General features: G+C 62.3%; 7 protein-coding genes. 6 read left to right on the top strand and 1 reads right to left on the bottom strand.

Annotated elements, in window-relative coordinates; translation table 11 throughout:
- Positions 1–1,464, bottom strand: a complete 1,464-nt coding sequence (locus C1722_RS09645; RefSeq protein WP_146040643.1) for a helix-turn-helix transcriptional regulator — start codon at positions 1,462–1,464, stop codon at positions 1–3.
- A 265-nt stretch (positions 1,465–1,729) separates the two neighbouring features.
- Between C1722_RS09645 and C1722_RS09640 the strand changes: the two genes are divergently transcribed.
- The 6 genes from C1722_RS09640 to C1722_RS09615 all read left to right on the top strand — a co-directional run.
- Complete coding sequence (locus C1722_RS09640; RefSeq protein WP_102379043.1) at positions 1,730–1,966, top strand: hypothetical protein; 237 nt, start codon at positions 1,730–1,732, stop codon at positions 1,964–1,966.
- Positions 1,967–2,015: 49 nt separating this feature from the next.
- On the top strand, positions 2,016–2,348 hold the full coding sequence (locus tag C1722_RS09635) for a hypothetical protein (protein ID WP_146040642.1): 333 nt from the start codon (positions 2,016–2,018) through the stop codon (positions 2,346–2,348).
- 203 nt (positions 2,349–2,551) lie between these two features.
- The gene (locus C1722_RS09630) at positions 2,552–3,385 is read left to right on the top strand and encodes an energy-coupling factor transporter transmembrane component T family protein (RefSeq protein WP_244902516.1); all 834 of its coding nucleotides are present in this window, start codon (positions 2,552–2,554) and stop codon (positions 3,383–3,385) included.
- A gap of 158 nt (positions 3,386–3,543) precedes the next feature.
- On the top strand, positions 3,544–4,836 hold the full coding sequence (gene eno / locus C1722_RS09625) for a phosphopyruvate hydratase (RefSeq protein ID WP_102379040.1): 1,293 nt from the start codon (positions 3,544–3,546) through the stop codon (positions 4,834–4,836).
- Positions 4,837–5,021: 185 nt separating this feature from the next.
- A complete protein-coding gene (locus C1722_RS09620) occupies positions 5,022–5,639 on the top strand; it encodes a 4'-phosphopantetheinyl transferase family protein (RefSeq protein WP_180995121.1) in 618 nt (205 codons plus the stop codon).
- 38 nt (positions 5,640–5,677) lie between these two features.
- On the top strand, positions 5,678–11,773 hold a 6,096-nt coding region (locus C1722_RS09615), incomplete at its 3' end, for a non-ribosomal peptide synthetase (protein ID WP_146040641.1).

Below are 11,773 nucleotides of genomic sequence, written 5' to 3'. Positions count from 1 at the left end.
CTACTCGCCGAGCGTTGCAGCGCGCTCGTGCGTCATCGCGATGAGTTCCTGCTTGGAGTGCACGAGGAACTTTTGATAGATTCTGCCCGCATGGGTTTTGATCGTCTCTTCCGCCAGGCAGAGCTCTTCGCCGATGGCCTTGCGGCTGTATCCTTTGACAAGCAGCGCATAGACCTCGGTTTCGCGTGCCGAAAGCCCGTGCTCGCTTGCGAGCACCTGTACGGCGAGCGCCTCGTTGGTTCCCGAGTCCGCCTTGTGATCCGAGCCGGGGCTGACGGCGCCCCAGCCGCGGCGCAGGTTCTGATTGCTCGTCATGTACAGCGCCGCGAGCACGAGTACGAACGCAACCGTTACGGCGAGCGCGGTCTGGTCGGGGGCGACGGCCTCGAACACGGTGCCGACGAGCTGGCCGGCCAAGAGGCACGCGGTGCTCGTGCCGACGATCCAGACGGGAGGCTGGTTCAGCCCCTTTGCGAGGTATGCGCACAGCGAGCAGCTGATGAGGTATTGGAAGCAGTATCCGACGTCGAGTACCGCCGCTCCCATCTCCACCATGCTCGGTGCGATGCCGAGCAGGAAGAATCCTGTGGCCATGAGCGGGAATCCGATGCGGTAAAACAGCAGATCGAAATCGCTTTTCAGCATAATCGAGCAGAAGAACACGAGTCCGATGGCTGCAAAGAATCCCAGCGAAACGAGCAGCGCAGAATTCTCGAAGGAATTTACGAGCAGGCTGTGCATGACACCGAGTGCGAGGCCCTGAAACGCCGAGGTAACGAGAAACTTCGTCGGCAGCTTCACTTCGGTTTTCATGCCGTGGCTGTACACGGCTTTGCGTGGTACCGCATCGAAGCTTTTCATGAGGCAGTACACCATCGGAATAGGCACGGCGACGATGGCGATTTTACCTGCCGCCAAGGGCAGCAACGAGAAGAAGTAAGCTCCTGCAGTACCGATGAGCAGTGCGAATACCAGGTGAAACAATGCTTGCTTGGGACCGATGTGGCCGAGAATGCGGCTTGCTTCGAGGTTGACGTTCGCGGTGCCGCAGCCGATGAGAATCGATCCGAGCAGATAGAGGATGACGGCGATGTCGTGATGGGTGTACGCGAACTCGGGATAGCATGTGAACAGCAATGCGCCGAAGGAAAGAACGGCACCGAGCGTAAAGGGGAACCAGCGGCGCATGCTCACCGCATTGATGCGTTTGTACAGAATGCTCCAGATGAGATAGGTGGCAACGCTCGCTACGAGCAGGACCGTTCCTTTCGGGAGCGGGAAGCCGCTGAGCGGTGACGGCTCGAGAAACAGGTACGGGCTTTGAAAGAGCAGCGTCGTCTGCATCCAGTACAGCCCGAACGCGATGCTGAGAAAAGGGTTCTTGGCGACGCTGCGTTTGACGCTTTCGAGCAAGCGTTGCCGTTCTTCCGCCTGGTTGATAACCGCAGGCGTGCGTTTCCCCATCGCGATGACCTCCCATGCCAAACCACCGAAAGGGTAAGTATAGCGCTTTGCATTGCGAATGGCGCGAACGGGAGTGCCGTTCGGCTACGAGACGGATCGAGGCGTTGTTGACCGCCTGTTTCTTTTGCCATGCAACCGTTTCATCTCCGTTGCCGCCCGTACGCCTACCGACCTGCGATAAGGCATACAATCGAATCAACAAAAACGAAGCGTTGCCGCAGATGGCGACGTAGCTCGAAGAGAATCCGACGAAAGGAGCGGGATCATGACCAAAGCAGGATTGGCCGATGCCGAAAAGATGCTCACGATGGACGACGACGTTGAGCGCAGGCGCGCCGCGGAAGAGCTTGAGCGCATGGAGGAGAGCATAAAGTTCGAAGCCGAGGCTTCCGTTGAATCCGCGGATGCGGTATGCGACGAAGCCGCTTCCGTCGAGGCGGCTGAAACCGCGGCGAAGGCCGAGGAGCTGAGGGAAGCAACCGAGCAGGAATTTGGCGACTAGCTCGTATGAACGATAGGCAAACCCCGTAGTGAACCAGAAGGAGATCATCATGGCTGATATGGATACGATGGTGAAGGATACCGCCACCAAGGCGGAGGACACCGCACACGATATGAAGAATGCCGCGAAAGACGCAGCTACCGATGCGAAGAACGCGGTGAAGGACACCGCACACGATGCTCGCAACGGCGTAAAGGATGCAGCGACCGACGCGAAGTCCGAAGCGCCCGAGGCGATGGATCAGGTCAAAGAGAGTGCAAGCGAGATGGCCGAGAACGTCAAGCACGCGGCTGAATCTGCCGCCGAGACGGTCAAGGGCGCAGCGCAGGATGCCGGCGAGGCCGTTCAGGACGCCTTCGAGAAGATCAAGGCGAAGTTCTAAGCCGAGATCGATTCCTCGAGATCCAAGGGCGCCTTTCGGGGCGCCCTTTTCTGCGGCGGGGAGAATTCCATCGGGAACCCCTCGATTCCTGAGCCGGTACGTTTTTGCATCTCGGTTGCGTTGAGGCGTTCGGGTCACCCGATTCCACTGCTTGGCGAGCGGTTGGAAAGCGGTTATGTCATACTGCTTGCATGCAGTTCAGCGTGAGCATCTACATACCCGGTACAACGCCTATCCATCGACTTGACGCGCGCGTCAAGCTTGTCTTGCTGCTCGCGTATTCGGTCACGCTGTTCTTCGTGCAAACGTGGGCGGGTCTGGGCGTATGCATGGCCGCTTGCCTCGCAGCCATGTTGGTTGCGAAAATTCCGCCTGCCCGCATGTTCTCATTGCTCGTTCCCGTGTACGTTATCCTTGCGTTCACGCTTGTCTTCAATAGCTTCGCGTTCGATATCGCCCACGTTGCAACGGGTTTCGGTGCAGGCGATGTTTCGGCTGGTGTGCTTGCGGGCATTTCACCGGTGCCGCTGATCGGTTCGTTCGGGTTCGTGCCCGAGGGGTTCGCTCGCGGTGCGTTCTATGCGCTGCGCATCGTGTTCCTTGTACTCGCAAGCTTCGTCGTGTGCTTTACAACCACCTCGAATGATCTGACCGATGCGCTCAACGACTTCCTCAAGCCCCTGCGGGCGTTTCGCGTGCCCACGCAGGATATCGCCATGATGGTTTCGATCGCCCTCAGATTCATTCCCGTGACTGCTGAGGAGTTTTCTCAGGTGCGTTCGGCGCAATGGGCTCGCGGCGCGGCGTTTTCCGACGGCACGGTAATGGAACGGTTGCGCGCATGGCAAACCGTGCTCATTCCCCTATTCGTGGGGCTGTTCCGTCGCGCTGACAACCTGGCTGTCGCGATGGAAGCGCGGTGCTACGGCATGGGCGATGTGCGAACCGAGCTCGATCCCCGGGAGTTTTCGGGGGCTTCTGTTGCGGTGCTGATCGCCGGTTTGGCCGCATGCGCGGCGCTCGCGGCGTTTCTGTAGCGACGCCTTGCCGCTGCCGTGGAACTTGTGAGCGAAATCGCCGATCATGTGCCGCCTTTCGAAGGTATTTAGTATCATGGCATCGTTTGCTAGGTTGCGGTATCGCATTTGCACGGCGAACCGTCACCCATACCAATACCAATGAGGAGGCAGTGCACATGAGCATCATCATCGATGTATTCGGCCGCGAAGTGCTCGATTCACGCGGTAACCCGACGGTGGAGGTCGAGGTCGTACTCGAGGACGGCTCGTTCGGACGGGCGGCGGTTCCCTCGGGCGCTTCGACGGGCGCATTCGAGGCCGTCGAGCTGCGCGACGGGGATTCCGAGCGCTATCTCGGCAAGGGCACGCTCAATGCCGTTGCTCATGTCAACGAGGAGATCGCCGATGCGCTCATCGGCATGGAAGCCGACGATCAGCGCCTCGTCGACGAGACGATGCTGTCAATCGACGGAACCGACAACAAGGGTAACCTCGGTGCCAACGCGATCCTCGGAGCATCGCTCGCCGTTGCCAAGGCTGCGGCCGAGGCGGCGGAGCTGCCCCTGTACAAATACGTCGGCGGCGTGAACGCGAGCCTGCTTCCGACGCCTATGATGAACATCTTGAACGGCGGCGTGCATGCCGACAACAACGTGGACTTCCAGGAGTTCATGATCATGCCGGTAGGCGCCCCCTCCTTCGCCGAGGCGCTGCGCTGGTGCGCCGAGATCTACCACACGCTCAAGAAGGTCCTGCACGACGCCGGCCTCGGCGGCGGCGTGGGCGATGAGGGCGGGTTCGCTCCCAACTTCAAGACCAACGAAGAGCCGCTCGAGTACATCGTGCGCGCCTGCGAAGCAGCCGGCTACGCGCCCGGCACCGACATCATGTTCGCGATGGACCCCGCTTCCACCGAGTTCTACAACGCAGAGAGCGGTAGGTACGTGCTGGCCGGCGAGGGGCGCGAGCTCACGAGTGCCGAAATGGTCGATTATTGGGAGGCGCTCGTCGACAAATATCCGATCATCTCGCTCGAGGACGGCATGGCCGAGGAGGATTGGGACGGTTGGAAAGCGCTTACCGAGCGTATCGGCGATCGCGTTCAGCTCGTGGGCGACGATCTGTTCGTTACCAACTCCAAGCGTCTGGCGAAGGGCATCGAGATGGGCTGCGCGAACGCCATCCTCATCAAGGTGAACCAGATCGGCAGTCTCACCGAGACGCTCGAGGCCATCCAGATGGCGAAGCAGGCCGGTTACGCCTGCGTCATGAGCCACCGTTCGGGCGAGACCGAGGACACGACGATCGCCGATTTGGCGGTTGCCTGCAACGTCGGCCAGATCAAGACCGGCGCACCCTGCCGCTCGGATCGCGTGGCGAAGTACAACCAGCTCATCCGCATCGAAGAAGAGCTCGATGCCGCTGGAACCTACGCCGGCATGGGCGCGTTCTACAACATCAAGCGCTAAGGCATCAGGCTGAGGAAGCGCACGATACAGAGCTACGCCGTCTTCGAAGGCGGCATTCGGCGAAGCCCCCGCTTGCGCACTGCGCGGGGGCTTCGCCCTGTGACGGCGCAGGGTCTGCGGAAGGCATGCAGCGCGCAGGGCCTGCGGAAGTCGCGCAGCGCGAGGTGTCGGCGAAAGGGCGCAGCATGATCAGCGTGCACTGCCTTGACGTGAGTGCGCTCGACCCTCGCGACCCCGATCTACTCGCAAGGGTTGATGCGCAGCGCCGCGAGCGCATCGAGCGGTTCGCGAAGGACGAGGACAAACGGCTTTGCCTCGGTGCCGGCCTCCTTCTGGTAGAGCACATCGGCTCGGCTTCGGTTGAGCGAGACGAGCGGGGTAAGCCGTTTCGTGCGGGAGGCCCCCCGTTTTCCCTGTCCCATAGCAAAACCATGGCACTGCTCGCCGTAGGGTCGATGGGGGCGGTCGGCTGCGATGTGGAGCATTGCCGTTCGCTGGACTACTTGATGATCGCGCAGCGCGCGTTCGCCGCAGAGGAGCTTCGGCAGATCGAGCGGGCGACGGATCCGTTCGAGATGTTCTTTCGAATATGGACGCTTCGTGAAAGCTACCTCAAGGCAACGGGGCAGGGCATCGCCGGCGATCCGTCGTCGGTGTGCTTCGAGGTTGCCGAAAAAGCTACGCTCATCAGGCCTGTTGCGGACAATTGGAAGTTCAGGGAGTTTTCGGACGTTGCGGGATACCGGATCGCCGTATGTGGAGAAGAACCGATAGGCGACGTGGAGATCGATGTAATGGGATAAAATAAGTATGCTATTACATAATCGACGAAAGGGCCGCCATGATCACGTTTCCCGAACGCTTTCGGACACTCGCCCAAATCCAGCCTGACAAGGTTGCGTTGGTATGCGGAGACGAGCGGATCACCTATCGCGAACTCGACGACCTTTCCGACCGGTTCGCCGGGGCAGTGGCGGCACGGGGCGCGGGGCGCGAGAAGATATACCCGATCATGCTGCCCCGAGGGATCGACTACCTGGCCGCAGCCATCGGCGTTCAGAAGGCGGGTGCCGCCTTCGCGCCGCTCTCGCTCGAATACCCAGCCGACCGCGTGACCTACATCGTCGGCGATTGCGGCAGCGATCTGCTGATCGACCAGGGCTTCGTCGATGCGGCACGCGATCACGAACCCCTGCGCGACTGCCCCGTAATCGATCCTCGCGACGCCGCCATGGTCACCTACACCTCCGGATCGACGGGCAACCCCAAAGGCATTCTGCACGAGCACGACGGGTTCACCCGGGCGATCGTCGCGGAGCTCCCGATTTCTTGCGAAGCCGGCGGCATCGAGCTGAGCGTCACTCCGTTCAACTTCGCCATCTCGATGGCCGATATCTTCGTGCCGCTGTGGGTGGGCGCAACCATCTGCATCCTCTCGGAGGAGGAGCGCAGGGATATCGCGGTGGTGGACCGCAGCATCGACGAATACGCGATCACGGCCACGGTGATGAGCCCCCAGCTGCTCAAGCGGCTTCCCGACAGGCCGAGCACGCTTCGTGCCGTCTGCTGCGGTGGCGAGCGGCTTTCGGGCGTGTTCCGCGAGCACGGAACCATCTACAACGGGTACGGGCTCTCGGAGCTGTTGAGCGTGGCGATCGCTTTTGAAGTGGACAAGGCCTACGAGAACACGCCTATCGGGTATCCGACGAAGGGCTACTCGGTGTACCTGCTCGATGAGGACGGCAACCAGGTTCCCGACGGCAGCGAAGGCGAAATTTGCATCGCGGGGCCGATCGCCCGAGGCTATATCGGCCTGCCAGAGAAAACCGCCGCAGCGTTTCGCGAGAACCCCTTTGCTTCGGGCCTGGGTGACGAGCGGCTCTTCATGACGGGCGATGTGGGCTATCGCGACGAAGAAGGCCGTATCGTGTACGTGAACCGCATGGACTGGATGGTCAAGGTCAACGGCCAGCGCGTCGAGACGGGCGAGCCCGAGGTTGCCATGGCGGCCGTCGACGGCATCGAGAACGCCGTCGTGAAGGCGTTCGAGGACAACGACGGGCAAACCTACCTATGCGGATACTACGTGCCCGAGAAGCAAGCGGGCCGATCGGATGCGGAATTCGACGCGCTCATCCGGTCGGAACTCTCGTCCAAGATGCCCGATTACATGATTCCCCGATTTTTGGTTCGTCTCGAAGCGTTCCCGCTCAACGTCAACGGCAAGGTCGACCGCAAGAGCCTGCAAGCTCCCGACGCCGCGTCGTTCAGTCAAGCCTACGTTGCCCCCGAAACGGCAAAGCAGAAGCGGATCTGCGAGGCCTTCGCATCGGTTCTCGGCATCGAGAACGTGGGAATCGACGATGATTTCTTCGCGCTCGGCGGCGATTCGATCAAGGTCGTCATGCTCCAGGCAGAGCTTGCGCAGGATGCGCTTGCGGCGCAGGACGTGTTCAGGGGGCGAACGCCGCGTGCGATTGCCGCGCAGCTCGGCAAGGGCGAGCAGGAAGCGGGTCTGTACGCTGATCTGGATTCGCTGCGCGTCGAGCGCGAGGCTTACCCTATGACCGACAGCCAGCTCGGCGTGTACCTCGAGTGTGCGCGCGATCCCGAAAGGCTCATGTACAACAACGCGATGGGCTTTCTGTTCGAACCCGATTGGGATATCGACCGGCGGCGTCTGCGCGACGCCGTTGTCGCCGTGATCGGGGAATACCCATTCATGCGCGTGCATGCCGCGCAGAAAAACGGCATAGCCTCGCTCGTCTACGACGCCGATTGCGCGATCGACGTGCCGATCACGGAAAAACCCGCGGCCACCACAGACGAGCTCATCGCCTCCTTTGCGCAGCCGTTCGATCTCGAGTGCGGTCCGCTGTTCAGGTTCGAGGTGTGCGCCTGCCGCGATGGCGTGGTGCTTTTGGGCGACATGCACCACATCATCGCCGACGGGACGTCGACAGCCCTGTTTTACGACCGGGTGGCGCAGGTCTTCGGCGGAAAGGACCTCGGAGCGCAAACCGTCGATTCGTTCATGGTCGCCAATGCGCACGAAGCCGCCCGAAAGTCGGGGCGCACCCAGCGGGATCAGGAGTTTTTCGATGCGATGCTCGACGGCGTGGAGGTGGATTCGAGTCCGATTGCCGATGACCGGGCCATCCTCGAAGAAGACCGGCCGGTCTCTCGCGGGGTGGACGTCTCGGTTCGAGACGAGAAAACGCTCGCTTCCATTGCCGCCTGCACGCGGGCGACGGGGATCACCGAAAGCTCGCTGTTCCTTGGGGCGTACCTGTATGCGCTCGCCAAATCGTCCGGGCAAAGCGAGGTTTTGGCCTGCATGGCCGAGAATGGGCGCCATGATCCGGCTTTGGGCGCCACGTTCGGGATGCTCGTCAAAACGCTTCCGCTGTACACGACGATCGACGAGACCGAGCGCACCGCTGCGTTCCTCGAGCGCATACAGGACCTTCAATTCTCATGCATGGAGCACGATCAGTGCTCGTTCGTCGAGCTGGCGGCGCGCCACAACGTCCGCTCCGACGTCATGTTCGTATACCAGGGTGACATGCTCTCGGGCATCGATCTGGACGGCCGCTTCGTCGCGATGCGGCGGGCGCCTCACGAGGATGCGATGGCGACGATCGCGCTCAGCGTGTCCAAGGGTTCTGAAGGCTACGAGCTGTCGTTCGAGTACCGTGCCGATCGCTACACCCGCGATACGATCGAGCGCTTCGGAGCCTTGATGGTTCGGATCGTCGAGGGCTTGCTCGAGGATCAAAACCTGAGCGAGATCGAGCTCTGCTCGCGCGAAGAGCTCGATCGGCTGAGGGCCCTCGACCGCACGGGCGTGCCCGACTACGACCATAACCTGACCGTCGTCGACCTCTTCCGCGCGCAGGTGGCCGCCCATCCCGACAACGAAGCCATCGTCTCGGGCGATAGGGTGCTCACCTACGGCGAGCTCGATCGCCGCTCCGAAGCGCTGGCCTGCGAGCTGGCAAAACGGGGCGTGCGCCGCGAGGTTCCCGTGGGCGTTCTCGTGAAGCGCAACGAGCAGTTTCCCATCTGCATCCTCGGCATACTCAAAGCCGGGGGCGCCGTGCAGCCGCTCGACGCGAAGTATCCCGAGGAACGCCTGCGCTACATGCTCGAAGATTCCGGGGCTCCCATCGTCATCGTCGACGAAACGCTGAAACCCCTCGTGCCCGAGCGGTTCGAAGGAGCGGTGCTCAATGCGTCCGAAGCGGTCGACCTCGCGCTCGATGCGTCGGTCGAGCTCGAAGGGCCCGCAGCGGATACCCTGTTCACGTTGCTCTACACGTCGGGGACGACGGGCAAACCGAAGGGCGTGATGCTCGAGCATCGCAATCTGGTGAACTTCTGCATGTGTCTGCACGAGCGGCTCGACCTCGGGCCGACCGACCGCGCCTCGGCGCACGGAAGCTTCGGCTTCGACGCCTCGATGCTCGAGTTCTACACGTACCTCACGAGCGGGGGATGCGTCTGCATCATACCCGACGATATACGCCTCGATCTTCCGGCGCTCCACGAGTTCATGCTGTCCAACCGCATCACCGTCGCGTTTTTCACCACGCAGCTGGGCAGGCAGTACGTGTGCGCGTACCCCGACGACCCGTTGAAAGCGCTTTTGTCCGGGGGAGAGAAGCATGTGCCGTGCGAGCCCCCGCGCTACGACTACATCAACGCGTACGGCCCGACCGAGTGCACGATATTCGTGACGGACTTCTCGATCGATCGGGAATACGATGTCGTTCCGATCGGCTTTTCGACGGGGGATAACGAACTCTACATCGTCGACGCGTTCAACAGGCCGCTTCCTGTGGGAGTACCCGGCGAGCTTGCCGTTTCGGGCAGGCAGGTGGCGCGCGGATACCTCAACCTTCCCGACAAGACGCAGGCGGCCTTCACCGAAAACCCCTTCTCCGACGAAGACGGGTTCACGCGCATGTATATGACGGGCGACGTGTGCCGAAGGCTGGCGGACGGCGCGATGCAGTACGTCGGCCGTGCCGACGAGCAGGTGAAGATCAGGGGTTTCCGCATCGAGCTTTCGGAGATCGAGAAGCGCATTCGGGATTTCGAGCCGGTTCGCAACGCGAGCGTCATCGCCTACGATCTGCCGGCTGGGGGCAAGGCCATCGCCGCGTACGTGGTTGCCGACGACCCCGTCGATGTCGGTGCCTTGAACGCCTTCATCAAAGAGGAGCTGCCCGCCTACATGGTGCCGGCGGTGACGATGCAGATCGAGGAGATTCCGCTCAACCACAACGGCAAGGTGGATAAGCGCAAGCTTCCCGAGCCGAAGGCGGCGACCTCGACGGCATCGGCGTCCCATCCGCTCACGAAACTCGAGCAGGAGCTGGTCGGCATCGTTGCCGACGCGACGGGAAACGATGCGATCGGCATCGGCGACGACCTGATGGCCTGCGGCGTCACCTCGCTTTCGGCCATCATGGTGGCCACGGAACTTGAGGAACGCTACGGCTGCCGCATATCGGTCGCCACCCTGCTCGAAGGCGGCAGCATCCTCTCGATCGAGGATGCGATCGTCGAGCACCTGCTTTCCTCGGTTTGCGCGGACGGCGCGCCGCCTTCCGACGGCAACGGCTCGGCTGCATCGCCCGCCGCCGTAACCGATGAGACGGGCGTAAACCGCGAGCGCGCACCCCTCTCTTCGGCGCAGCTCGGCGTGTACTACGATGCGATGAAGCGCCCCGAAGCCCTGACATACAACATCCCGACGCTCGCCACCTTGCCGCTTTCGGTTGACGAAGGTCGGCTCGCGGCTGCCCTCGTTGCCGCCGTCGACGCCCATCCGGTGCTCAAGGCACACGTCGAGTCGGCGGGATCGGTACAGGATCTCGTGCTCGACAACGACCGCGTGCTCGATGTGCCCGTCGTCCAAGAGGGCGAAGCATCGCTCAAGGCGCGCGCCCCGCAGCTTGCCCGTCCGTTCGATCTGCATGAGGGGCCTTTGTGCCGCTGCGAGATCGTACGGACCGAGCACCGCGTCGCATTGTTCTTCGATGCCCACCATCTCGTGTTCGACGGGTTCTCGCTCAGCGTGTTCCTGCGCGATGTGCGTGCCGCCTATGAGGGATCGCCGCTCGAAACCGAGGTCGTTCAGCTCGATGCGGCGCGGATCGAGCTGGAAACGGCGGACGGGAGCGCTGGCGAGGCCTCGCGGGCGTACTTTCGCGATCTCTTTTCCGAGTTCGGGGGCGAAGCGACCCGTATCGCCCCCAAGCTGGGCGGGCGTGTCGAAGACGGTGCGCTCGCGCGCGTCGAGGCTCCGTTTCGCGGCGGTGATCTCGATCGCTTCACGCGCGAGCGCCGCACNCCGTTTCGCGGCGGTGATCTCGATCGCTTCACGCGCGAGCGCCGCACCACGCCTGCACGTCTGTTCCTTGCCGCAACGGGCTACGTGATCGCACGTTACGCCGCTGAGCGCAGCGTGTACTTCTCGATGGTCAGCGCCGGGCGCGACGACGCCCGTATGCGCGCGGGCGTCGGCATGTTCGTCAAGACGCTTCCCCTTCATATCGGCGTCGACCCGGATGTCTCCGTCGCCGAATACCTCGAGGCGACGGGCTCGGCGATGGGCGAGGCGCTGGCCCACGCATCCTATCCGTTTTTGGAGATCGTCGGCGAGGCCGGCTACTCTCCCTCGATCGACTTCGCCTGCCAGCTCGGGCTCGAAAGCGAGCTCGCGTTCGAGGGCGTGCCCATCGAGACCGAGTTCGTGGGCGATCTGCGCCCGAAGTTCGACCTGTCGATCCATATCGAGGGTACCACGGCCTCGCCCGTCATCGCGCTCGAATACAACGACGCGCTCTTCGACGAGGCGTTCGCCGACGGGTTCGCGCGGGCGGTTGCAAGCGCGGCGCGGCACATGATGGCCGACCCCGATGCGCGT

Source organism: Raoultibacter timonensis (assembly GCF_900240215.1).
Taxonomy (GTDB): Bacteria; Actinomycetota; Coriobacteriia; order Coriobacteriales; family Eggerthellaceae; genus Raoultibacter; species Raoultibacter timonensis.
The sequence above is the reverse complement of the archived record's forward strand: the minus strand, read 5'-3'. Positions and strand labels throughout refer to the sequence as shown.